The 24369-nt window shown below is 35.1% G+C and carries 35 protein-coding genes; 4 read left to right on the top strand and 31 right to left on the bottom strand.

Going from position 1 to position 24369, the window contains the following annotated elements; all coding sequences use genetic code 11:
* Positions 1–19: 19 nt before the first annotated feature.
* The 31 genes from ACUUYC_RS13045 to rpsL form a co-directional block, all read right to left on the bottom strand.
* On the bottom strand, positions 20–1012 hold the full coding sequence (locus ACUUYC_RS13045) for a DNA-directed RNA polymerase subunit alpha (protein ID WP_474266317.1): 993 nt from the start codon (positions 1010–1012) through the stop codon (positions 20–22).
* Between the two features lie 25 nt (positions 1013–1037).
* Positions 1038–1643, bottom strand: coding sequence for a 30S ribosomal protein S4 (rpsD, locus tag ACUUYC_RS13040; protein ID WP_474266316.1), 606 nt, complete (start codon positions 1641–1643; stop codon positions 1038–1040).
* A gap of 83 nt (positions 1644–1726) precedes the next feature.
* A complete protein-coding gene (gene rpsK, locus ACUUYC_RS13035) occupies positions 1727–2116 on the bottom strand; it encodes a 30S ribosomal protein S11 (protein WP_046756844.1) in 390 nt (129 codons plus the stop codon).
* Positions 2117–2127: 11 nt separating this feature from the next.
* Positions 2128–2502: a 30S ribosomal protein S13 gene (rpsM, locus tag ACUUYC_RS13030; RefSeq protein WP_474266315.1), complete on the bottom strand. Its 375-nt coding sequence runs from the start codon at positions 2500–2502 to the stop codon at positions 2128–2130.
* 2 nt (positions 2503–2504) lie between these two features.
* The gene (gene ykgO / locus ACUUYC_RS13025; RefSeq protein ID WP_008992256.1) at positions 2505–2621 is read right to left on the bottom strand and encodes a type B 50S ribosomal protein L36; all 117 of its coding nucleotides are present in this window, start codon (positions 2619–2621) and stop codon (positions 2505–2507) included.
* Positions 2622–2627: 6 nt separating this feature from the next.
* Positions 2628–2843, bottom strand: a complete 216-nt coding sequence (gene infA, locus ACUUYC_RS13020) for a translation initiation factor IF-1 (protein WP_046756846.1) — start codon at positions 2841–2843, stop codon at positions 2628–2630.
* Positions 2844–2845: 2 nt separating this feature from the next.
* Complete coding sequence (secY, locus tag ACUUYC_RS13015; protein ID WP_474266314.1) at positions 2846–4186, bottom strand: preprotein translocase subunit SecY; 1341 nt, start codon at positions 4184–4186, stop codon at positions 2846–2848.
* Positions 4187–4201: 15 nt separating this feature from the next.
* Complete coding sequence (gene rplO / locus ACUUYC_RS13010; protein ID WP_474266313.1) at positions 4202–4654, bottom strand: 50S ribosomal protein L15; 453 nt, start codon at positions 4652–4654, stop codon at positions 4202–4204.
* 15 nt (positions 4655–4669) lie between these two features.
* A complete protein-coding gene (rpmD, locus tag ACUUYC_RS13005; RefSeq protein ID WP_298422463.1) occupies positions 4670–4849 on the bottom strand; it encodes a 50S ribosomal protein L30 in 180 nt (59 codons plus the stop codon).
* Between the two features lie 12 nt (positions 4850–4861).
* Entirely contained in the window at positions 4862–5386 is a 525-nt protein-coding gene (gene rpsE / locus ACUUYC_RS13000; RefSeq protein WP_474266312.1) for a 30S ribosomal protein S5, read from the bottom strand.
* A 6-nt stretch (positions 5387–5392) separates the two neighbouring features.
* Positions 5393–5746 (bottom strand): 50S ribosomal protein L18, encoded by a 354-nt coding sequence (gene rplR, locus ACUUYC_RS12995; protein ID WP_474266311.1) that lies wholly within the window; start codon positions 5744–5746, stop codon positions 5393–5395.
* Between the two features lie 9 nt (positions 5747–5755).
* Complete coding sequence (gene rplF / locus ACUUYC_RS12990) at positions 5756–6298, bottom strand: 50S ribosomal protein L6 (RefSeq protein WP_474266310.1); 543 nt, start codon at positions 6296–6298, stop codon at positions 5756–5758.
* A gap of 18 nt (positions 6299–6316) precedes the next feature.
* The gene (gene rpsH / locus ACUUYC_RS12985; RefSeq protein ID WP_430412038.1) at positions 6317–6715 is read right to left on the bottom strand and encodes a 30S ribosomal protein S8; all 399 of its coding nucleotides are present in this window, start codon (positions 6713–6715) and stop codon (positions 6317–6319) included.
* A gap of 62 nt (positions 6716–6777) precedes the next feature.
* Entirely contained in the window at positions 6778–7047 is a 270-nt protein-coding gene (rpsN, locus tag ACUUYC_RS12980) for a 30S ribosomal protein S14 (RefSeq protein ID WP_474266309.1), read from the bottom strand.
* 2 nt (positions 7048–7049) lie between these two features.
* Positions 7050–7601 carry a 50S ribosomal protein L5 gene (gene rplE, locus ACUUYC_RS12975; RefSeq protein WP_474266308.1) on the bottom strand — a complete coding sequence of 184 codons (552 nt, stop codon included), beginning with the start codon at positions 7599–7601 and terminating at the stop codon, positions 7050–7052.
* Positions 7602–7603: 2 nt separating this feature from the next.
* Positions 7604–7915 carry a 50S ribosomal protein L24 gene (rplX, locus tag ACUUYC_RS12970; RefSeq protein WP_474266307.1) on the bottom strand — a complete coding sequence of 104 codons (312 nt, stop codon included), beginning with the start codon at positions 7913–7915 and terminating at the stop codon, positions 7604–7606.
* Between the two features lie 13 nt (positions 7916–7928).
* Entirely contained in the window at positions 7929–8297 is a 369-nt protein-coding gene (gene rplN / locus ACUUYC_RS12965) for a 50S ribosomal protein L14 (RefSeq protein WP_161416048.1), read from the bottom strand.
* Positions 8298–8299: 2 nt separating this feature from the next.
* A complete protein-coding gene (gene rpsQ, locus ACUUYC_RS12960; protein ID WP_474266306.1) occupies positions 8300–8557 on the bottom strand; it encodes a 30S ribosomal protein S17 in 258 nt (85 codons plus the stop codon).
* An 18-nt stretch (positions 8558–8575) separates the two neighbouring features.
* Entirely contained in the window at positions 8576–8767 is a 192-nt protein-coding gene (gene rpmC / locus ACUUYC_RS12955) for a 50S ribosomal protein L29 (RefSeq protein WP_474266305.1), read from the bottom strand.
* A gap of 12 nt (positions 8768–8779) precedes the next feature.
* Positions 8780–9199, bottom strand: a complete 420-nt coding sequence (rplP, locus tag ACUUYC_RS12950; protein ID WP_474266304.1) for a 50S ribosomal protein L16 — start codon at positions 9197–9199, stop codon at positions 8780–8782.
* 20 nt (positions 9200–9219) lie between these two features.
* Positions 9220–9942, bottom strand: a complete 723-nt coding sequence (rpsC, locus tag ACUUYC_RS12945) for a 30S ribosomal protein S3 (RefSeq protein WP_474266303.1) — start codon at positions 9940–9942, stop codon at positions 9220–9222.
* 10 nt (positions 9943–9952) lie between these two features.
* Positions 9953–10360, bottom strand: a complete 408-nt coding sequence (rplV, locus tag ACUUYC_RS12940) for a 50S ribosomal protein L22 (protein WP_046756860.1) — start codon at positions 10358–10360, stop codon at positions 9953–9955.
* A 9-nt stretch (positions 10361–10369) separates the two neighbouring features.
* Positions 10370–10648, bottom strand: a complete 279-nt coding sequence (gene rpsS, locus ACUUYC_RS12935; RefSeq protein ID WP_007094984.1) for a 30S ribosomal protein S19 — start codon at positions 10646–10648, stop codon at positions 10370–10372.
* A gap of 3 nt (positions 10649–10651) precedes the next feature.
* Positions 10652–11476 carry a 50S ribosomal protein L2 gene (rplB, locus tag ACUUYC_RS12930; protein WP_474266302.1) on the bottom strand — a complete coding sequence of 275 codons (825 nt, stop codon included), beginning with the start codon at positions 11474–11476 and terminating at the stop codon, positions 10652–10654.
* Positions 11477–11489: 13 nt separating this feature from the next.
* Positions 11490–11780 (bottom strand): 50S ribosomal protein L23, encoded by a 291-nt coding sequence (rplW, locus tag ACUUYC_RS12925; protein ID WP_430412029.1) that lies wholly within the window; start codon positions 11778–11780, stop codon positions 11490–11492.
* An 8-nt stretch (positions 11781–11788) separates the two neighbouring features.
* Positions 11789–12418, bottom strand: a complete 630-nt coding sequence (gene rplD / locus ACUUYC_RS12920) for a 50S ribosomal protein L4 (RefSeq protein ID WP_474266301.1) — start codon at positions 12416–12418, stop codon at positions 11789–11791.
* On the bottom strand, positions 12418–13035 hold the full coding sequence (gene rplC / locus ACUUYC_RS12915) for a 50S ribosomal protein L3 (RefSeq protein ID WP_474266300.1): 618 nt from the start codon (positions 13033–13035) through the stop codon (positions 12418–12420). The genes rplD and rplC overlap by 1 nt, the downstream gene beginning before the upstream one ends.
* Positions 13036–13190: 155 nt before the next feature.
* Positions 13191–13496, bottom strand: a complete 306-nt coding sequence (rpsJ, locus tag ACUUYC_RS12910) for a 30S ribosomal protein S10 (RefSeq protein WP_007094989.1) — start codon at positions 13494–13496, stop codon at positions 13191–13193.
* A gap of 10 nt (positions 13497–13506) precedes the next feature.
* Positions 13507–15639 carry an elongation factor G gene (gene fusA, locus ACUUYC_RS12905; RefSeq protein WP_474266299.1) on the bottom strand — a complete coding sequence of 711 codons (2133 nt, stop codon included), beginning with the start codon at positions 15637–15639 and terminating at the stop codon, positions 13507–13509.
* A gap of 20 nt (positions 15640–15659) precedes the next feature.
* Complete coding sequence (gene rpsG, locus ACUUYC_RS12900; RefSeq protein ID WP_430412025.1) at positions 15660–16136, bottom strand: 30S ribosomal protein S7; 477 nt, start codon at positions 16134–16136, stop codon at positions 15660–15662.
* A 25-nt stretch (positions 16137–16161) separates the two neighbouring features.
* Positions 16162–16536 (bottom strand): 30S ribosomal protein S12, encoded by a 375-nt coding sequence (gene rpsL, locus ACUUYC_RS12895; RefSeq protein ID WP_007094992.1) that lies wholly within the window; start codon positions 16534–16536, stop codon positions 16162–16164.
* Positions 16537–16777: 241 nt separating this feature from the next.
* Between rpsL and ACUUYC_RS12890 the strand changes: the two genes are divergently transcribed.
* From ACUUYC_RS12890 to ACUUYC_RS12875, 4 genes are all read left to right on the top strand, one after another.
* Positions 16778–18403, top strand: coding sequence for a BamA/TamA family outer membrane protein (locus ACUUYC_RS12890; protein ID WP_474266297.1), 1626 nt, complete (start codon positions 16778–16780; stop codon positions 18401–18403).
* A gap of 113 nt (positions 18404–18516) precedes the next feature.
* The gene (locus ACUUYC_RS12885) at positions 18517–21759 is read left to right on the top strand and encodes a SusC/RagA family TonB-linked outer membrane protein (RefSeq protein ID WP_474266295.1); all 3243 of its coding nucleotides are present in this window, start codon (positions 18517–18519) and stop codon (positions 21757–21759) included.
* An 11-nt stretch (positions 21760–21770) separates the two neighbouring features.
* The gene (locus tag ACUUYC_RS12880; RefSeq protein WP_474266294.1) at positions 21771–23456 is read left to right on the top strand and encodes a SusD/RagB family nutrient-binding outer membrane lipoprotein; all 1686 of its coding nucleotides are present in this window, start codon (positions 21771–21773) and stop codon (positions 23454–23456) included.
* 11 nt (positions 23457–23467) lie between these two features.
* Positions 23468–24367 (top strand): hypothetical protein, encoded by a 900-nt coding sequence (locus ACUUYC_RS12875; RefSeq protein WP_474266293.1) that lies wholly within the window; start codon positions 23468–23470, stop codon positions 24365–24367.
* Positions 24368–24369 lie beyond the last annotated feature (2 nt).

Genomic DNA, 24369 nt, shown 5'->3' with positions numbered 1-24369 from the left:
AAATTATAGTGGAATTGAATTAATCTTTGTCTAATTTATATTTTGATAAGTCCATTCCGAAACTTAATCCTTTAACGTTTACTAGTTCTTCTAGTTCCGTTAATGATTTTTTACCGAAGTTTCTGAATTTCATTAAATCATTTTTATTGTAAGATACTAAGTCTCCTAATGTATCTACTTCTGCAGCTTTTAAACAGTTTAATGCTCTTACAGAAAGGTCCATGTCTACTAATTTTGTTTTTAGTAGTTGACGCATATGTAATGATTCCTCATCATATGTTTCTGTTTGTGCAATTTCATCCGCTTCTAAAGTGATACGCTCATCAGAGAATAACATGAAGTGGTGAATTAATGTTTTTGCAGCTTCAGTTAAAGCTTCTTTAGGATGAATAGATCCATCAGTAATGATTTCAAAAACTAATTTTTCATAATCAGTTTTTTGTTCAACACGATAGTTTTCTATGCTGTATTTTACATTCTTTACAGGTGTGTAAATTGAGTCTGTAAAAATAGTTCCTAACGGAGCATTTGACTTTTTGTTTTCTTCAGCTGGAACATATCCTCTACCTTTTTCAATAGTAACTTCCATGTTTAGGTTTACTGAAGCATCCATGTTACAGATAACTAAATCTGGATTTAACACTTGGAAACCTGAGATAAACTTTTGGAAATCACCTGCGGTAAGTTGATCTTTTCCTGAAACAGAGATTGATACTGATTCGTTATCAATATCGTCTATTTGTCTTTTAAAGCGAACTTGCTTTAAATTCAAAATAATTTCTGTTACATCTTCTACAACACCAGAAATCGTTGAAAATTCGTGATCTACTTTGTCCATACGAACAGAAGTAATCGCAAAACCTTCCAATGATGATAGAAGTACTCTTCTTAATGCGTTCCCGATTGTTAACCCGTATCCAGGTTCTAAAGGACGAAATTCAAATTTGCCATCGAACTCAGAAGAGTCAATCATGATAACTTTATCGGGCTTTTGGAAGTTTAATAATGCCATATTAAGAATACTTTCTGATTATTTATTATTTAGAATATAATTCTACTATTAACTGCTCTTTGATATTTTCAGGGATCTGAAGTCTTTCAGGAATAGTAACAAACGTACCTTCCATTTTTTCTCCATTCCATGTAATCCACTCATATACGTGGCTAGCATTCGCTAGTGATCTACCAATTGCTTCTAAGGATTTAGATTTTTCTCTAACTCCAACAACATCTCCAGGTTTAACATTGTATGAAGGAATGTTTACTTTCTCTCCATTTACTGTGATGTGACGGTGCGATACTAATTGTCTTGCTCCGCTTCTAGTTGGTGAGATTCCCATTCTGAATACTACGTTATCTAAACGTGATTCACAAAGTTGTAATAATACCTCACCAGTAATTGCTTTACTACTGTTTGCTTTTTCGAACAGGTTTCTGAACTGACGCTCAAGAATTCCGTACGTGTATTTTGCTTTTTGTTTTTCCATCAACTGGATTGCGTATTCAGATTTTTTCCCTCTACGTCTGTTGTTTCCATGTTGACCTGGAGGATAATTTCTTTTTTCAAAAGATTTATCTTCTCCAAAAATTGCTTCTCCGAATTTACGGGCAATTTTAGTTTTAGGACCAGTATATCTTGCCATTTCTAATAGTTATTATGAGAGTGATTATGAATTAAGGCTTTCTCCTTCGATAATCGTTAATCTCTCAATGAAAATTAATTTAATTATACTCTTCTTCTTTTTGGAGGTCTACATCCATTATGTGGTAATGGAGTAACGTCAATAATTTCAGTTACTTCAATTCCTGAATTGTGGATTGTTCTGATAGCAGATTCTCTACCATTCCCTGGACCTTTTACGTATACTTTTACTTTACGTAATCCTGCTTCATGAGCTACTTTAGATGCTTCTTCAGCTGCTGTTTGTGCAGCATACGGAGTGTTCTTTTTAGAACCTCTAAAACCCATTTTACCGGCAGATGACCAAGAAATTACATCTCCTTTTTTGTTCGTAAGTGATATAATAATATTATTGAAAGATGCAGTTACATGTGCTGCTCCAACAGATTCTACTATTACTTTACGTTTTTTTGTACTCTTGCTAGACTTTGCCATACTACAAAATATTATTTAGTTGCTTTTTTCTTGTTAGCAACAGTTTTTCTTCTACCTTTTCTTGTTCTAGAGTTGTTCTTAGTTCTCTGACCTCTTAATGGAAGTCCAGATCTGTGACGAATTCCTCTATAACAACCGATGTCCATTAAACGTTTAATGTTTAATTGAACTTCAGAACGTAATTCACCTTCAATTGTGAATGTTCCTACAGCTTCACGAATACGACCAATTTCGTCGTCATTCCAATCTGAAACTTTAGTATCTTCACTTACTTTTGCTGCAGCTAAAACTTCTTTAGCTCTACTTCTTCCGACTCCAAAGATATAAGTTAATGCGATAACTCCTCTCTTATGCTTTGGAATGTCTACTCCTGCGATTCTTGCCATAACTATCCTTGTCTTTGTTTAAATCTAGGATTCTTTTTATTGATTACGTATAATCTACCCTTACGACGCACAATTTTGCACTCGGGACTTCTTTTTTTTACTGATGCTCTTACTTTCATGATTTATTAGTATCTATAAGTAATTCTTGCTTTTGTTAAATCGTACGGGCTCATTTCTAGTTTCACTTTATCACCAGGTAATAATTTGATATAATGCATACGCATTTTTCCTGAAATGTGCGCTGTAACGATATGCTCGTTTTCTAATTCTACACGGAACATTGCATTTGACAATGCTTCTATGATTGTTCCGTCTTGTTCTATTGCAGCTTGTTTAGCCATAATTATGCAACTACTTTACGGTTTTTACCAGTTTTCATTAAACCATCATAATGTCTGTTCAACAAGTATGAGTTTATTTGTTGCATAGTATCAATGGCAACTCCTACCATAATTAGCAACGATGTTCCTCCAAAGAATAATGCCCAACTTTGTTGAATACCTAATATATTTCCAACAACTGCTGGGAATACAGCGATCAATGCTAAAAAGATTGATCCAGGTAACGTAATTTGTGACATTATCTTATCTAAATATTCTCCTGTTTCTCCACCTGGACGAATTCCAGGAATAAATCCACCACTTCTTTTTAAATCATCTGCCATTTTGTTCGTAGGAACTGTAATTGCAGTATAGAAGTATGTAAATATTATAATTAAGAAAGCGAATAATAAATTATACCATAAACCAAATACATTTTGGAAATTAGCGATCATCCACTGTCCTGCAGATGTATCATCTAGACCATTTCCGATTGCTGTAGGGACAAACATTAATGCTTGCGCAAAAATGATTGGCATTACACCAGATGCATTTAATTTTAATGGAATAAATTGTCTTGCTCCGAAGATGTTTTTCTCGTATCCACCACTTGCAGTTCTTCTAGCGTATTGTACAGGGATTTGACGAACCGCCATTACCAGCATAATACTTGCCATGATGATTGCTAACCATATTACAATTTCTATAAGAATAAGCATTGGCTTGCTTGCATTAGAAGCAAGTTCTTGAACAAATGCTTGCGGCATGTACGCTATAATTCCTACCATGATTAATAGTGAGATACCGTTACCAATACCTTTGTCTGTAATTTTTTCTCCTAGCCACATCGCGAAGATAGTACCAGTTACAAGAATTATTACTGAAGGAATGATAAAGTCAAGTCCTTTTCCAATCATGAAGGCTTCATCAGGAACTCCCAATTGACCTAATCCCCATAAATAGAAAGGTGCTTGTACCAAACATATTACAATTGTTAACCATCTAGTGATTTGCGTAATTTTTTTACGACCACTTTCTCCTTCTTTTTGGAGTTTTTGTAGATAAGGAATCGCAATTCCCATCAACTGAACCACAATTGAAGCAGAGATGTATGGCATAATTCCTAAAGCGAATACAGATGCTTTTGCAAAAGCTCCACCTGTAAACATGTTTAGAAGATTACCGATTCCACCACCTTGAAAGTTTCCAGCGAAATCTGCGCCAAGTTTTGTATAGTCCATACCTGGAAGACTTACTTGCGCACCGAATCGATACACGAGTAAAAGTCCTAGTGTCACTAAAATTTTATTTTTTAGCTCGTCTATATTCCAAATATTTTTTATTGTGTCAATAAAATTTTTCATGCTTCTTTGTAGAAATTATAAAGTTACTGCTTCTCCACCTGCTGCCTCGATAGCTGCTTTAGCTGAAGCTGTAAATTTGTGAGCTGTAACCTTTAATTTTGATTTAAGTTCACCTCTTCCAAGGATTTTTACTAAATCAGTTTTTCTAGCTACTCTATTAGCTACTAATATTTGTAAATCAACAGTATCTGTGATTTTACCTTCTTCAACTAATTCCTGTAATCTATCAAGATTTACACCTTGATATTCTTTACGATTGATGTTTGTGAAACCAAACTTAGGAACACGTCTTTGTAGAGGCATTTGACCACCTTCGAATCCAATTTTCTTTGAATAACCTGAGCGAGATTTGGCTCCTTTGTGACCACGTGTTGCAGTACCACCTTTTCCAGAACCTTGTCCTCTACCTACTCTTTTGTTATTACTTTGAACTGAACCTTCAGCTGGTTTTAAGTTACTTAAATCCATAACTAGTTGTTATTTTTAAGCTTCTTCAACAGAAACTAAATGTTTAACTTTATTTACCATTCCAAGGATGTTTGGTGTAGCATCATGTACTACAACCTGACCGATCTTTTTAAGACCTAGCGCTTCTAGTGTTCTCTTTTGATTCTGAGGACGACTAATTTTGCTTCTTACTTGTTTTACTTTAATTTTTGCCATTTTATCCTTGATTTATCCTTTAAATACTTTTTCTAAAGAAATTCCTCTTTGTTTTGCAACAATTCCTGCATCTCTTAATTGTAATAAAGCATCAAAAGTTGCTTTTACTACGTTATGCGGATTAGATGATCCTTGAGATTTAGATAATACATTGTGAACTCCGACAGCTTCTAATACTGCACGTACAGCACCACCTGCAATAACTCCCGTACCGGAAGATGCTGGTTGAATATATACTCTTGCTCCACCGTATTTTCCTTTTTGCTCATGTGGTAATGTTCCATTTTGCAAAGGTATGCGAACTAAGTTTTTCTTAGCATCTTCAATTGCTTTTGCAATTGCTGTAGCTACGTCTTTCGACTTTCCTAAACCTTGTCCAACAACACCATTTTCATCACCAACAACTACGATAGCTGAGAAACCAAAGGCTCTACCACCTTTTGTTACTTTAGTTACACGTTGTACTCCTACCAAACGATCTTTTAATTCTAGTCCACCTGGCTTTACTAATTCTGCGTTTTTGTATTTCTGATACATAGTTTCTTAGAATTTAAGTCCTCCTTCTCTAGCACCTTCTGCTAATGATTTTACTCTTCCGTGGTATAAATATCCACCTCTATCAAATGCGATTGTTTCAATCCCAGCTTTTAGTGCTTTTTCAGCAATTGACTTTCCTACTAAGGAAGCAACTTCTGTTTTTGTACCTTCTGCTTTGATGTCTTTATCACGTGATGAAGCTGCAGCAATTGTTTTACCGTCTACATCGTTGATAATTTGAGCATAAATTTCTTTATTACTTCTAAAAACAGCTAATCTTGGTCTGGCTTCTGTACCACCAACGATTTTTCTAATTCTGTTTTTAATTCTCTGTCTTCTTTCAGTCTTTGATAATCCCATAATTAATTATTAAGCTGATTTACCTGCTTTTCTTCTTAATACTTCTCCAACAAATTTAACTCCTTTTCCTTTGTAAGGTTCTGGTCTACGGAACGCACGGATTTTAGCCGCTACTTGTCCTACCAGTTGTTTATCGTGGGAAGTTAATTTTATAATTGGGTTTTTTCCTTTTTCAGATACTGTTTCAACTTTCACTTCAGAAGCTACGTTAATTACAATATTGTGAGAAAATCCTAGAGCTAATTCTAGTCTTTGTCCTTGGTTACTTGCTCTGTATCCAACTCCAACTAGTTCTAATTCTTTTGTAAACCCTTTAGAGACACCTTCAACCATATTGTTAAGTAATGCTCTATATAGACCGTGTTTTGCTCTATGATCTTTGCTTTCAGATGGACGTTCTAGTACTAATTGACCTTCTTCTTGTTTAACAGTGATACTGTCAACATGCTGTGTCAATTCTCCTAATTTACCTTTTACGGTTACTTGACCTTCTTTTATATCTACAGTAACTCCCGCTGGGATACTTACTGGGTTTTTACCTATTCTTGACATCTTCGTAAGTCTTTTAGATTAGTAAACGTAACATAAAACTTCTCCACCAACATTTTCACGTTGAGCTTGCTTTCCTGTCATTACTCCGTGAGAAGTAGATACGATTGCAATTCCCAATCCGTTTAATACTCTTGGAAGTTCGTTAGCACCAGCATACTGACGTAAACCTGGCGTACTGATTCTCTGAATTTTCTTAATCACAGGATCTTTAGTCATCTTATCGTATTTTAAAGCGATTTTGATGCTTCCTTGAACTGTAGTATCTTCAAACTTGTAGCTTAAGATAAATCCTTGATCAAACAAGATCTTTGTGATTTCTTTCTTAAGTTTTGAAGCTGGAATTTCCACAACTCTGTGTCCTGCTCTACTAGCGTTTCGAACTCTAGTTAAATAATCCGCTATTGGATCTGTATACATATTTATCAATTTGCGGTTTTGGTTTTCAGCATAAATACTGAACCTGAAACCAATTTATAATTTTACCAACTTGCCTTTTTAACTCCAGGAATTAATCCTTTGTTGGCCATTTCTCTAAACATTACACGAGAAAGACCGAATTGGCGCATGTACCCTTTTGGTCGTCCAGTAAGTTTGCAACGATTGTGCATACGAACAGGAGAAGCATCTTTCGGTAACTTTTGTAATCCTTCGTAATCTCCAGCTTCTTTCAAAGCTTTCCTTTTCTCAGCATATTTAGCAACCGTTTTTGCTCTTTTCACCTCACGGGCTTTCATTGATTCTTTAGCCATAATTAATTCTTTTTAAAAGGTAATCCTAATTGAGTTAATAATGATTTAGCTTCTTTATCGGTTGAAGCAGAAGTTACAAATGTAATATCCATTCCTGCAATTCTGTTCACTTTATCGATATTTATTTCTGGAAAGATAATTTGCTCAGTAATACCTAAGTTATAATTACCTCTTCCGTCGAATCCATTTGCTTTGATTCCACCAAAATCTCTTACACGTGGTAAAGCTGAAGTTACTAATCTATCAAGGAATTCGTACATCTTTTCTCCTCTTAACGTAACTTTTGCTCCAATTGGCATACCCTTACGTAATTTGAAAGTTGCAACATCCTTTTTAGATATTGTAGCTATTGCTTTTTGTCCAGTGATTTTAGCTAGCTCATCAGTAGCATGATCAATTAATTTCTTATCAGCTACAGCTCCACCAACACCTCTACTCAAAACTATTTTTTCAAGTTTTGGCACTTGCATTACGTTATTGTAACTGAACTCTTCTGTAAGAGTTTGGATAACTCTATCCTTGTACTCTTGTTTTAATCTTGGAATGTAAGCCATAACTATATTACTTCATTAGATTTTTTAGAAAACCTTACTTTCTTGTCTCCTTCCACTCTATAACCTACTCTTGTTGTTTCTCCTTTTGAAGTCAACAAAGATAAGTTAGAAACTTGGATAGGCGCTTCTTTTTTAACGATTCCACCTTGAGGATTTTGTGCACTAGGCTTTTGATGCTTAGATACCATATTTACTCCCTCAACAATCGCTTTGTTTTTTTCACGAAGTACAGTTAACACTTTACCTTCAGAACCTTTATGGTCTCCAGCAATTACGCGTACTGTATCTCCTGATTTTATCTTTAGTTTTGTCATCTTAAATAATGTATTAAAGTACCTCTGGTGCTAATGATACTATTTTCATGAATTGTTTATCACGAAGTTCTCTTGCAACCGGTCCGAAAACACGTGTACCTCTCATTTCCCCTGTTGGGTTTAAAAGAACACAAGCATTATCATCAAATCTGATATAAGATCCATCTGGTCTTCTTACTTCTTTCTTAGTACGTACAACAACTGCTGTAGAAACTTGTCCTTTCTTAACACTTCCGTTAGGAGTTGCATCTTTAACAGTTACAACAATTTTATCTCCAACTGAAGCGTAACGTCTTTTCGTTCCACCTAGAACACGGATAGTTAAAACTTCTTTAGCTCCCGTGTTATCTGCTACTTTTAATCTTGATTCTTGTTGTAACATAATTATTTAGCTCTTTCAATGATTTCAACTAATCTCCAACATTTGGTTTTACTCAATGGACGAGTCTCCATTATTTTTACTGTATCACCAATATTACAATCGTTCTTTTCGTCGTGTGCAACATATTTCTTAGTTTTTAACACGAACTTACCGTACATAGCATGTTTTACTCGTTTTACTTCAGAAACCACAATTGATTTCGTCATTTTATTACTAGTAACAACACCTATTCTCTCTTTTCTTAAATTTCTTTTTTCCATCTGTCAGTAGAATTCAATTTATTGCAATTCTCTTTTAGTTAGTTCAGTAGCTATTCTAGCAACTGTTCTTCTCGCAAATCGCAATTGAATTGGATTTTCTAGAGGAGAAATAGCGTTTGCAAATTTTAAATCTGCATAGCTTTTCTTAGACTCTTTTAATTTGTCTTGTAACTCAGCTACAGATAATTCTTTAATTTCTGATTGTTTCATAACTTATAAAAATTAAGCTTCGAAATCTCGAGCTACAATAAACTTAGTTTTAACTGGCAATTTTTGAGCAGCTAAGCGCAATGCTTCTTTGGCAACTTCCATAGGAACGCCACCTACTTCAAAAATAATCCTTCCAGGTTTTACAACAGCTGCCCAGTATTCTGGAGCACCTTTACCTTTACCCATACGTACTTCTAATGGCTTCTTTGTAATTGGCTTGTCTGGAAAAATCTTGATCCATAATTGACCTTCTCTCTTCATGAAACGAGTTGCCGCAACACGGGCTGCTTCAATTTGACGAGATGTCAAAAAATTTGCATCTAATGATTTAATACCAAACATACCGTTAGAAAGCAAGTGACCTCTACCAGAGTTCCCTTTCATACGCCCTTTCTGTACTTTACGATATTTTGTTCTTTTTGGCTGTAACATTTTTCTTTTACTTTAAAAAATTACTTTCTACGACGAGATTTTCCTTTTCCACCTGAATTGTTTCCACCTTTTCCTGACTGTTTTTTAGCCATTCCAACTAATGGAGATAATTCTCTTTTTCCGTAAACCTCACCTTTCATTATCCATACTTTCACTCCTAATCTACCATAAGTAGTATGAGATTCATGTAATGCATAATCAATATCTGCTCTGAAAGTTGATAAAGGAATACGACCGTCTTTGTAAGATTCTGATCTTGCCATTTCCGCTCCGTTTAAACGGCCAGAAATTTGGATCTTAATTCCTTCTGCATTCATACGCATTGCTGCTGCAATAGCCATTTTAATTGCACGTCTGTATGAAATTCTATTTTCAATTTGACGAGCAACACTAGCTGCAACTAAATTCGCATCAAGCTCAGGTCTTTTAATCTCAAAGATGTTGATCTGTACTTCTTTACCTGTAATCTTCTTAAGCTCTTCTTTTAACTTGTCTACCTCTTGACCACCCTTACCAATAATGATACCTGGGCGAGCCGTCGTGATAGTAACGGTTACAAGTTTAAGTGTGCGCTCAATGATTACTCTAGAAACACTAGCTTTAGATAAACGAGCATGAATATACTTTCTGATTTTATCGTCCTCAGCAAGTTTGTCTCCATAGTCATTACCTCCGTACCAGTTAGATTCCCATCCTCTGATAATACCAAGGCGATTCCCGATTGGATTTGTCTTTTGTCCCATACTTCCTATCTTAACTTTGTGTGTTATTATTAGCTCCTAACACCAATGTAACATGGTTGGAACGTTTTCTAATTCTATGTGCACGACCTTGAGGTGCTGGACGAAGTCTTTTTAGCATACTTCCACCATCAACTCTGATCTCTTTTACAAATAATTCAGCTTCTTCAACGCTTGCATCTTCGTTTTTAGCTTGCCAGTTTGCAATTGCAGACAATAACAATTTCTCTAAACGACGTGATGCTTCTTTTTGACTGAATTTTAATATATGAAGCGCTATTTCTACTTTCTTACCTCTTACTAGATCCGCCACTAAACGCATCTTTCTTGGCGAAGTAGGGCAGTTATTCAACTTTGCAAAGGCTATGCTTTTCTTAGCCTCTTTGATTTGCTCTGCTCTTTCTCTTTTACGAACTCCCATAGCTTCCTATTATTTTTTTCCTTTATTTTTCGCACCTGCATGACCTCTAAATGATCTTGTTGGTGAAAATTCTCCTAACTTATGTCCTACCATGTTTTCTGTAACATATACAGGAACGAACTGACGACCGTTATGCACAGCAATAGTTTGACCAACGAAATCTGGAGTAATCATAGATGCTCTTGACCAAGTTTTGATCACAGCTTTCTTTCCTGACTCAATATTTTGCTGAACTTTTTTATCTAAACTATAGTGAACGTAAGGTCCTTTTTTTAATGATCTTGCCATGTCTTATTTCTTTCTACGTTCAATGATATACTTATTACTTGCTTTCGTCTTAGACCTAGTACGGAATCCTTTAGCTGGTATTCCATTTCTTGATCTTGGGTGTCCTCCAGAAGATTTACCTTCTCCACCACCCATTGGGTGATCAACAGGGTTCATCACTACTGGTCTAGTTCTAGGTCTTCTACCTAACCATCTTCCTCTACCTGCTTTACCAGACACTAATAACTGGTGATCAGAGTTAGAGATTGCTCCTATTGTCGCTAAACAGTTAGCCATTACCATTCTAGTTTCACCTGAAGGCAATTTAATTGTAGCATACTTCCCATCACGTGCCATTAACTGAGCAAAAGCTCCTGCACTACGTGCCATAACAGCACCTTGACCTGGACGTAATTCAACACAAGAAATAATAGTTCCTAAAGGAATATTACTTAAAGGCATTGCATTTCCGATTTCTGGAGCAACTTGCTCTCCCGAAACAACCGATTGTCCTACTTTCAAACCATTTTGAGCAATGATATAACGCTTTTCTCCATCAGCATATTCTACTAATGCAATAAAAGCAGTTCTATTTGGATCATACTCAATTGATTTTACTTCAGCAGAATCTTCTTTTCTGTTTCTTTTAAAATCGATAATACGATATCTTTTCTTATGACCACCTCCGATGTAACGCATGGTCATTTTTCCTTGATTGTTTCTACCACCAGACCTCTTTTTCGGCACAAGTAAACTCTTCTCCGGCTTATCAGTAGTGATGGCATCGAATCCATTGACTACTCTAAAACGCTGAGCTGGTGTAATTGGTTTTAATTTTCTTACTGACATTTTTTGTCTTTACTTATATATTGCTATAAAAATCAATAATATCTCCTTCCGCTACATCAACTACCGCTTTTTTCGTTGCGTTAGTCTTTCCATGCTGGATTCCAGTTTTGGTGAAGCGTACTTTTCTATCCGGTCCGTAATTCATAGTACGAACTTTCTCTACAGAAACCCCATAAGTAGCCTCTATAGTTTTCTTAATCTCAACTTTGTTAGCATTTACATTTACTAAAAAAGTATAACGATTATTTAACTCACTATCAGCGGTAGCTTTTTCAGTTACAACTGGCTTAATTAAGATGCTCATTTGGTTCCTTATTTACTTAAATTTGACTCAATTCCTTCTAACGCACCTTCAAACACAACAACGCTATTTGCGTTCATAATCTTGTAAGTACTTAATTCTGAGCTAGTTAAAACCTCAGAGGTTTTCAAATTACGTGACGACAAATATACATTATTATTTGAATCACCCAACACAAATAACGATTTTTTACTATCTAACCCTAGAGCTTTCAACACATTGATGAAATTTTTAGTTTTAGGAGCTTCAAAATTAAAGTCTTCAATTACGATGATTGACTCGCTTTTTGCCTTCAATGTAAGTGCTGATTTTCTAGCTAATCTCTTTACATTTTTGTTTAACTTCTGAGCGTAACTTCTTGGTCTTGGACCAAAAACTCTACCTCCACCTTTGAATAAAGGGTTTTTTATACTACCTGCTCTCGCCGTACCAGTACCTTTTTGTTTTTTAATCTTTCTAGTACTACCTACAATCTCAGCTCTTTCTTTAGCCTTGTGCGTTCCTTGTCTCTGATTAGCAAGATATTGCTTCACATCTAAGTAAACCGCATGATCATTTGGCTCTATAGCGTAAACAGCATCAGAAAGGTTTGCCTTTCTACCTGTTTCTTTTCCGTTTAAATCTAAAACTGCTATTTCCATTACTTCTGAACGATTACATAAGCGTTTTTGTGCCCAGGAACACATCCTTTGACAACTATTAAGTTCTTCTCAGGAACAACTTTTAAAACTCTTAAATTTTGAACTTTCACTTTTTCTCCACCCATTCTTCCTGCCATACGCATTCCTTTGAATACACGTGCAGGGTAAGAAGCAGCTCCAATTGATCCTGGCGCTCTAAGACGGTTATGCTGACCGTGAGTCGCTTGACCAACTCCAGCAAATCCGTGACGTTTTACAACACCCTGGAATCCTTTACCTTTAGAAGTACCAGCAATATCAACAAATTCACCTTCTTCAAAGTGATCTACTGTAATACTGTCCCCTAGTTTATAATCTTCTTCAAATCCTTGGAATTCAACGACTTTGTATTTAGGCGAAGTACCTGCTTTTTTAAAGTGACCATTAGCCGCTTTTGAAGCACGTTTTTCTGCCTTGTCATCGAAACCAAGTTGAAGAGCTTCATACCCGTCAACCTCATTGGTTCTGACTTGGGTAACGACACAAGGACCTGCTTCAATAACAGTACATGGAATATTTTTTCCATTCGCGTCAAAGATGCTAGTCATGCCGATTTTTTTTCCGATTAACCCAGACATATTTATTAATTTAAATTAATTATTATTTGCTTTATCATTAAAGCTTTAAAAAAAACAGGGTTAAATACTTCAACCCTGTTTGATGTATTTTTCCATTTTTCCTTCGCGAAACGCTCCGGACATGTAACTAAAAGTTCTCTTTTAGCTTTTTATGATCACACTTTGATCTCTACTTCAACACCACTAGGTAATTCAAGTTTCATAAGCGCATCAATTGTCTTTGAAGAAGAACTATAGATATCTAATAGTCTCTTGTAAGAACTTAATTGAAATTGCTCTCTTGATTTCTTGTTTACGTGTGGAGAACGTAATACAGTAAATATTTTCTTGTGTGTTGGTAATGGAATAGGTCCAGTTACAACAGCTCCAGTAGTTTTTACTGTTTTTACGATTTTCTCAGCTGACTTATCAACTAAGTTATGATCGTATGATTTTAATTTTATTCTGATTTTCTGACTCATTTTCTTAGTTTTAAGCAGTTACACCTTTAGATTTTGCAATTACTTCTTCTGAAACATTAGAAGGAGTTTGTGCATAATGTGAAAATTCCATTGTTGATGTCGCTCTTCCTGATGACAACGTTCTTAACGTAGTTACATATCCAAACATCTCAGATAACGGAACATCTGCTTTCACAACTTTTGCACCAGCTCTATCATCCATCGCATTAACTTGACCACGACGTCGGTTTAAATCACCTACAATATCACCCATGTTTTCTTCTGGCGTTACCACATCCATTTTCATTATAGGCTCAAGAATAACAGCTCCAGCAGCTTTTGCAGCAGCTTTATACCCTAACTTAGCAGCCAATTCAAATGAAAGTGCATCAGAATCCACTGCGTGGAAAGATCCATCCTTTAAAACAATCTTCATAGAATCCATTTCAAATCCTGCCAAAGGTCCATTTAACATTGCTGTCTTAAATCCTTTTTCAACAGACGGTATAAATTCTTTAGGAATACGACCACCTTTAATTTGATCGACAAACTGTAATCCAGTACCTTCAAAATCTTCATCAGCAGGCCCCATTTCGAAAACAATATCTCCAAACTTACCACGTCCACCAGATTGCTTTTTATAAGTTTCTCTGTGATCAGCAGTTTTTGTTAATGCTTCTTTGTATTCTACTTGTGGTTCACCTTGATTCACTTCAACTTTAAACTCACGTCTTAAACGATCTACAATAATATCTAAGTGAAGCTCACCCATTCCAGATATAATTGTTTGACCAGAAGCCTCATCAGTTTTAACTTGAAAAGTAGGATCTTCTTCAGCTAATTTACCTAAAGCCATTCCTAACTTATCAACATCCGCTTTCGTCTTAGGCTCAACCGCGATACCAATTACTGGATCTGGAAAATCCATAGATTCCAAAATAATTGGATTCTTTTCATCAGAAAGTGTATCACCAGTCTTAATACTCTTAAAACCTACAGCCGCTCCAATATCTCCTGCCTCGATATAATCGATTGAGTTTTGCTTGTTAGCATGCATTTGATAAATACGAGAGATACGTTCTTTTTTACCAGAACGATTATTCAATACATAAGAACCTGCGTCTAAACGACCAGAATAAGCTCTAAAGAATGCTAAACGACCTACGAAAGGATCTGTAGCAATTTTAAATGCTAATGCCGCAAACGGTTCCTTAACATCTGGCTTACGTAATTCTTCTTTTTCTGTATCAGGATTCATCCCAACAATACCTTCTTTATCTAAAGGAGAAGGCAAGTAACGACACACAGCATCTAATAAGAACTGTACACCTTTATTTTTAAAAGCAGAACCACAAATCATTGGAATGATAGCCATATCCATTACCGCAGCTCTCAATGCATTATGCACTTCTTCTTCAGTAATAGAATCCTCATCTTCCATGAATTTCTCTAAAAGATCCTCATCATAACTTGCAACTTCTTCAATTAAAAGTGCACGATATTTACGAGCTTCCTCTTTCATATCTTCTGGAATATCAATAACATCAAAAGTTGCCCCTTGAGTTTTATCATGCCATACGATAGCTCTGTTTTTTACTAAATCAACAATACCTTTGAAATCTTCTTCGTCTCCAATGTTAAGAACGATAGGCACAGCATTTGAACCTAACATCTCTTTAACCTGAGAACAAACCATCATAAAGTCAGAACCTTGACGATCCATTTTATTTACGAATCCAATTCTTGGCACTTTGTAGTTATCAGCAAGTCTCCAGTTAGTTTCAGATTGCGGCTCAACACCATCAACTGCACTAAACAAGAATACTAAACCATCTAATACACGTAATGAACGGTTTACTTCAACCGTAAAATCAACGTGACCAGGAGTATCAATAATATTAAAATGGTATCCTTTAGCATCTGCTGTAGGCTCACCATTTTCAGTTGGAAACTGCCATGTACATGTTGTTGCAGCAGACGTAATAGTAATACCACGTTCTTGCTCTTGCTCCATCCAGTCCATTGTCGCAGCACCATCATGTACTTCTCCAATTTTATGACTTACACCTGTATAATATAATACACGCTCAGTCGTAGTAGTTTTACCAGCATCAATATGCGCAGCAATACCTATATTTCTTGTGAATTTTAAATCTCTAGCCATTTCTTAATATATGTAATGAATTAAAATCTAAAATGTGAGAATGCTTTGTTAGCCTCAGCCATTTTATGTGTATCTACTCTCTTTTTAACTGCTGCACCTTCTTCTTTGGCAGCTGCTAATACTTCTGAAGCTAACTTCAAAGCCATTGACTTCTCGTTTCTTTTACGAGAATAGCTAATTAACCACTTCATTGCAATAGATACTTTTCTATCTGGTCTAATCTGCATTGGAATTTGGAATGTAGCTCCACCTACTCTACGAGAGCGAACTTCTACATGCGGCATTACATTAGATAATGCTTCTTTCCAAATTTCTAAAGCTGATTTTTCTTCGTCTGTTTTCTTTTCATCTACAATAGCAATTGCATCGTAGAAAATTTTGAATGCTACTGACTTTTTACCATCCCACATTAAGTTATTCACGAAACGTGTAACTAATTGGTCATTAAATTTTGGATCTGGTAAAAGAGGTCTCTTTTTCGCCTTACTTTTTCTCATGTGTCTTTACATTAAAAGTTTTAAATTACTTCTTTGGGCGTTTTGCACCATACTTAGATCTACGTTGCGTTCTACCTTCAACACCTGCGGTGTCTAAAGCTCCACGAACGATATGATATCTAACTCCTGGCAAATCTTTTACCCTTCCACCTCTAACTAATACTATCGAGTGCTCTTGTAGATTGTGTCCTTCTCCTGGAATGTATGCATTTACTTCATTACCATTTGTCAAACGAACCCTTGCAACTTTACGCATTGCTGAATTCGGTTTTTTTGGCGTTGTCGTGTAAACACGTGTACAAACTCCACGTCTCTGAGGACAAGAATCTAAAGCAGCCGATTTACTCTTCTTAGTTATTTTGGCTCTTCCTTTTCTTACTAATTGTGAAATTGTTGGCATCTATTATTAAATATATTTTGATGTTAAAACCCTCTTTAGAGGGCGGCAAAGGTAAGTATTATTTCCAATTATTCAAATCTTAACGACTTAATTTTCAATAAGATTAATTTTTTAAAGCTTTCACACACATTAATTCCTGTTTTTTTACGTTACTTTGACAACATTCGCATTCAATTTTAATTTGAAAAAAACATCACTACATATTTTCCATTTGTTTCTTTTACTTTTTTGTTTTTCATTTATGAATAGTCAAACATTAAACGTAAAAGGAAGTACTGATGACGAACAGATTATTATAGACGGAACTAATTATAAAAAATCGCACAAAAATATAAAATCTATTGTAGACGAACTTAATTCGCTTCAAAAAGTATTTTTTACTATTGGATATTTTGACGCTTCTTATTCTGAGTTAGAAAAAATTAATGATTCCACATATCAGAGCGCTTTTCACCTAAACTCAAAATACACTTCCCTTAAGGTCAATTACGATAAAGAAAAAATAAATTTAGACTTATTAAGTGCATTCAGTTTAAATTTCACAGATTCACACTTCAACATCGCACCCGAAAATTTAACTCCTTTTTTAGAAGCTTTGGTTGAAGATTTTCAAAATACTGGGAATCCTTTTGCAGAAGTTCAACTTAAAAATATCATTAAACAAAAAGATATTGTCATTGCAGATTTGGATATTGTAGTCATTGATAAAAGACGATTAGATAAGATCATTATTAAAGGGTATGAAAAATTCCCGAAATCATATGTAAAAAATTATCTAAGGCTTTCATCAAAAGTTTTCAATAAAGAAGAAATCACGACACAAACAAAAAGGATTGATCAACTGCGATTCGCAAGACAATTGAAAGACCCTGAATTATTGTTTACAAAAGATTCTACTACCTTATATATATACATCGAAAAAGTAAAGAGTAATTTTTTTGATGGTTTTATAGGATTTAACTCAGATGAAGACACTGGAAATTTAAAACTAAACGGATATCTTGATTTAAAATTGATTAATAACCTAAACTCTGGAGAAGAGTTTAATATTTTATGGAAGAATGACGGGAATAAGCAAACAAAGTTTTTAGCCGATTTAAGTATTCCATATATTTTTAATTCGCCAATTGGTATAAATGCCGCGTTAGACATTTTTAAACGCGATTCCTTATTTACCACAGTAAATACCACTTTTAAGACTTTTTATCAGATCAACCAAAACAATAAAGTCCATTTAGGGATACAACAAACTGAATCAAACAATCTTTTAGACGATAATTCAAATACAGCAATTGACGATTTCAAAAGCTTTTTTACCACTTTAGGCTACACCTATAATAAACGAAATAACAGTTATAGCATTTTCCCCAACAAAACAATTGTAAGCATAGAAGGTCAGTTAGGAAATAGAAAAAATGATTCAGAGAAAAACGAACAAAGTAAAGTTTCATTTACAGGGAATTATTTATGGGAACTTAACAATCGTAACTTTATATATATTAACAACACTTCAGAAGCACTATTTTCCGACACATATCTTACAAATGAAAAATTGCGTTTTGGAGGAATTCAATCTATTAGAGGTTTTAATGAAAACAGTTTAGAAGCTACACTTTACAGCACTATTAATACTGAATACAGGTATATATTATCTCAAAACTCCTATGTTCATTCCATCATAGACTTCACCTACTTTCAAGACGACTTAACCAATACAACTGCAAAACTATATGGTTTCGGCTTCGGATTGGGAATTCGATCAAAATCAGGGCTTTTAAAAATTAATTATGCTGTTGGAAAAACTAACAATTCTAGCATTAAACTATCTGAATCTAAGGTTCATATAAGTCTGTCTACTTCCTTTTAACAAAGACTTAAACATATTTTTTCTTGATTTATGGTCACTTTTTTCTTAAAAAAAATAGGAATATTAACATATTATTAGGATTTTTGGAATAGCTAATTCAAATAATTAACACAATGAGAACAAAGTTTAATGGAATATTAACGCTGTTATTAGCGTTAATGGTGCAGCTAGCGCTTGCACAAGAACAAACAGTCTCTGGAACTGTTTCCGACGAATCTGGCCTTCCGCTACCGGGAGCTAGTGTAGTAATCAAAGGAACTAATACAGGAGTCTCTACTAATTTTGATGGAATTTACAATATCAAAGCTAGTAAAGGACAAACTCTTGTATATAGCTACGTTGGTTATGCAAAAAAAGAAGTTGTTGTCGGAGCTTCTAACAAAATCGATATTTCTTTAGATCCTTCAGATAATCAGCTTGAAGAGGTGATTATTACTGCACAAGGTATTAAGAAAGAGAAAAAAGCCTTAGGATACGCAGTAACTACTGTAGGCAGTAAAGACTTAGAACAGAAAGCAGATACGGATATCGGTAAGATATTACGTGGTAAGGCTTCTGGGGTAAGAATTACTGGTTCTGGAGGTGTTTCTGGTAGTGGTTCTAACATCATTATTAGAGGACAATCTTCTATTACAGGTGGAAACCAACCTTTATTTATTGTAGATGGTGTTCCATTTGATGGATCATCGGGAGGTGCAAACCAATCTGCAAGTTCAGCTGATTTCCAATCTGGTAACGTAAGTAGTAGATTTGCCGATATCGATCCTAACAACATTGAGAGTGTAAGTATCTTAAAAGGTTTAAGTGCTACAGTACTTTATGGAGGTGAAGGACGAAATGGAGTAATTTTAATTACTACTAAATCTGGAAAAAATGCAAACAAAAAAATGGAAGTTACTGTAAATCAATCTGTTTTCTTTAATAGTATTGTTTTACCAGACTACCAAGATACTTGGGGTAATGGTTTCCAAAACGTTTATGGAGCATTCTTTAGTAACTGGGGAGCACGTTTTGATAGTCAAGATACTATTGACAATGCATTCAGAACATCTATTATGAATAACTTTGGTGTTGAGCCATCTGTTTTATTCCCTAATAGACCTGAATTAGATACTCCAACTGTTGCATACAGACCTTATAATAGTCAAGAAGACTTTTTTAAGACAGGTACAATTAGTAGTACTTCTGTAAACATTGCTGGAGCATTCTCAGACAAAGGAAGTTTTAACGCTTCTTATGCACATGTGGATGATCAATCATTTATTCCAAACAACAGCTTACGAAGAGATAACTTCTCTATTGGAGGAAGCTTTAACATGTCTAACAACTTTAAAATTTCTGGTAAAATAAGTTTAGCAAAAACTGACATTAGAAGTCCTTTTACGGATGCATCTACTGGTAGTGATGTAACATCATCTACTGCTGGAACTGGAGGTATTGCTTCTATCTGGAACATTCTTTACTTACCACGAAGTGTAGACATCAACTTACCATCTCAACATCCTGTAACTGGAGAAAGTGTTTGGTATAGAGGTGGAAATGACCGTACAAACCCAGCTTGGGTACTAAACAACACACAAGATAAAAATAGTACTGACCGTGTATTTGCTAACTTCATTACTTCATATGAAGCTACAGACTGGTTAACACTTAGCTATAGATTAGGTCTTGATAGTCAAAACACACGTTCAAGACGTGTAATTAATAAAGGTTCTAATGATGGTCTTCATCCTAATGGATACTTACAGACTACTTCTGAAAGATTCACTATTTGGGATCATTCATTATTAGCTTCTATTGATAAAGAAATCAATGAAGACTTTGGAATTCAAGCTACTATTGGTGGAACATCTAAGCGTCAAGTTTTTGAACGTGATGGATCTGAAAGTAGAGATCAGATTGTATTTGGTTTATGGAATCACTTAAACTTTAGTAACTCTAGTACTATTATTGAAGGTACTGTATTTGCTGATAACAACCTTACATACCAAACTGCTAGTGATCAAAATAACGTTGCACTATATGGTTCTGGAACTTTATCGTTCAAAAACTATTTATATTTAACAGCAACAATAAGAAACGAATGGAACTCTACTCTTGAACAGGAAAATAGATCACAATTCTCTCCTGGTGTAAGTTTAGCTTTCATTCCAACTTCAGCATTTCCAAGTCTTAGATCTGAAGGAGGATTAAACTTCTTAAAATTTAGAGCTGCATACGGAACTTCTCCAGGATTCCCTGGACCATATAACACAAGAAGTGTTATTTCGTTAGTACCTAATATTTTCCAAACAGCTGGTGGAAACGGAACTGTAACAACAGGTATTCCAAACTTCTTACCAAACCCTGCTTTAAAACCTGAATTATCTAAAGAAATTGAATTTGGTGTTGAAGCTAAATTCTTAAACAATAGAGTTTCATTAGAATTCAACTACTATAACAGAGATACAGAAGATCAAATTATTCAAAGACCTTTAGCTCCTGAAACAGGATACACAAGTACATTTACCAACATTGGTAATGTAGTTAACGAAGGATTTGAAGTTTCTTATAGCATTATTCCTGTAAAAACAGAAGACTTCGAGTTTATGCTTTCTGGTAGTTTCACACAAAACGAAAGTGTTGTAAGAGGTTTAGATGATGGAGAACAAATTCTTTACGGAGGTATCTTTGCAACGCCTGCCAATGCAGCGATCAACGATCAACCATTAGGTGTTATTGTTGGTAGTAGAGTATTAAGAGATGACGCTGGTAACCGTTTAGTTGATGAAAACGGATACTGGATTCAAGATCCTACAAATGGTATCATTGGAGATCCAAACCCAGACTGGTTTACAACTGTAAACACAGGATTAACTTGGAAGAACTTATCATTTAACATGCAATGGGAATACCAAAAAGGTGGTGACATCTATGCTACTACAGTAGGAGCATTAGTAGGTAGAGGATTAGTAGAAGATACTGACTTCGACAGAACTCAAAGTATTGTATTACCTGGTGTTCGTCAATCTACAGGACAACCTAATGATATTCAAGTAACATCAACTGAAGCATATTTCAACAATATTGGTTTCGGTACTGATGAACTATTAATTTATGATGCAACACACATTAGATTAAGAGAAGCATCTATTAGCTACAGACTTCCAAAAGAATGGTTAGATAGAACTCCTTTCGGAAATGTATCATTAACAGTTTCAGGTCAAAACTTATGGGTAAAAGCATTTAACACACCTGATAGCGTAAATTACGATCCAGAACTTAACAGTTTAGGAGTTGGTAACTCTCAAGGATTTGACTACTTAACTTCTTGGAATTCTAGAAGATACGGTATGAGTATAAAAGTAACATTCTAAAAAAAATGACAATGAAAATAAAAAATAACAAATTATTTTGGTTGCTAGCACTAATACTTGTATTCTCTTGTGAAACAACAGAATTAGATATACTAGTAGACCCAAATGTTCCTTCACCTGAAACATTGAATGAAGACGGAAGTTTAAACCTTATTCAATTCAATTTATCAGCTTTCTTTGCAGAAGCAACAGAAGCAGGAGCAGAAACTGTACGTTTAGAGTACATGTTTGACACATACGAGGTTAACTTTAATAACTCTAATGCTAACATCGGAGGAATCTGGCGTATTGGATATGCTGATGTTTTAAACGAAGTTCAAGCATTAATTCCTATTGCTACTAATAGTGGTAGTCATCGTCATATTGGTGTAGCTAGAATTATTAAAGCATACACATTAATGACACTTGTTGATTACTTTGGAGATGTTCCTTATTCAGAAGCCTTACAAGGTGATTCTGGAGTAGTTTTCCCAACTGTAGACCCAGGATCTGATGTATACGATGCAGCTTTCGCTGAATTAGACTTAGCATTAGCTGATTTTGCTAACATTGACGGAAACACACCTTCTTTTAATGATTTATTTTATGGAGAAGATAGTAGTAACTCAATGGCAAAATGGACAAAGTTTTTAAATACACTTAAACTTAAGTACTTTTTAAATAAAAGACTTATTGATCCAGCTGGTTCAACTGCAGGAATTAACGCTATATTAACTTCTGGGGACTTCATCACGACAAGTGCTGATGATTTCAGATGGGTTTCTGGAACTTCATTAAATCCACAAAGTAAGCACCCTTACTATGTAGAAGAATATGAAGCTGCAAACACTGGTGAATATATTCCAAACTACTTAATGTGGGCATTAACTTTAGAAAAAGGTTCAGATGATCCTCGTTTAAGATACTATACGTACAGACAAGCAAATGCGTTCCCAACGGATCCAGCTACATTAGACAATGAAATTGACTGTTGGAATGATCCAAGACCAGCTACTTATGCAGCAATTGATGCTATGCAAGCTGTTCCATTACCATTCTGTTCTTTATTTGGAAGAGGAGATGGATACTGGGGAAGAGATCACGCTGAAAATGATGGTATTCCACCTGATAACACAAAAAGAACAACATTTGGAGTATATCCTGCTGGAGGACGTTTTGATGACAATGATGCTGCTAGAGTTAGAAGTGGACAAGGACTTGCTGGTGCAGGAATTTGGCCAATCATGATGGATTCTTTCGTATATTTTATGAGAGCTGAAGCTGCTTTATACTTAGGAACTGCTGATGATGCAGCTGCTATGCTTGAGCAAGGTGTTAGATCTTCAATGAATACAGTAATTGGATTTTTACCAAACCCAGGAGATTTTACAAATACATCTGATGCTACAGACATCGATAATTATGTAGTGGACCTAATGGCTTCATACATGGCTGCAACTAACGATACTGAAAGAATGGCTATTATTGGTAAAGAATACTGGTTAGCTATGTACGGAAATGGAGTTGAAGGATATAACTTATACAGAAGAACTGGAGCACCTACTAATTTACAACCTACATTGTTAGGAACTGGTGGATTCCCAAGATCATTCTTATATCCAAACAACACAGTTGATAGAAACATTAATATCACTCAAAAACCTGGATTATCAGAGCAAGTGTTCTGGGATAATAATCCTGCAGGATTTATTCAATAAAAAAATAAATTATGAAAAATAAATTATTAAAATCGTTCTTAGTACTTGGCGCTATGGCTATAGCGTTTAGTAGCTGTTCTGATGACGAGACATTACCTATTGATTTTAAAGAATTAATCAATACTGGAGTGCCTTTCGCCTCAGAAATAACTACAAATGGTTCTACAAATGTTAACAAATTAGACCCTGCTAGTTCAAGTTTTTCCAAAGATTATCAGATAATTTCTCCAGCAGGAGGAACTGATGTTACCAAAGTTGAAGTTTATGTTAGCTTAGATGGTGAAAGTATTAATGCTGCAGAAGCATTATTATACACTTCAGATTCATCAAGCTTCACATCTGCTTCAGATGCACAATACCCAGAAGTAAACATCGCTTTTTCTGGAGCTGATATTATTTCTGCTTTAGGTATCAATGCATCTAGCTTAGAAGGAGGAGACACTTTTAACTACAGATTAGCCGTTACAAATGCTCAAGGTACATTTTCGGATGTAAGTTCAAACTTTGACAATCAATCAGCTGATCATACATTCTCATCAACAGTTGTTTGTCTTGCTCCACCACCTCCAGGTGTATGGGTAATTGACATGCACGATTCTTATGGAGATGGATGGCAAACTATTGGTAATAGTTCTGCTCCTATCACTATAACACTAGATGATGGTACTGTATTTGAAGTTGGTTTATGTACTCCATATGAGCCAAATACATTTGCTTGTATTGATGAGTCTAATGATGGAACTGATTCGATTACAATTCCAGTAGGAACTGTATCTGCAGATTGGTTTTTCCCAGGAGATAACTACGGTGAAATTTCATTTGAAATCTATGCACCAAGTGGAAACCTTGTAGCTGCAGGAACTGCAGGAACTGCAGCAGGACCAATTGCATTAAACTTATGTAATGAATAGAT

This window comes from Kordia sp. E (assembly GCF_056033805.1).
This window is presented reverse-complemented; position numbering and strand designations above follow the sequence as displayed.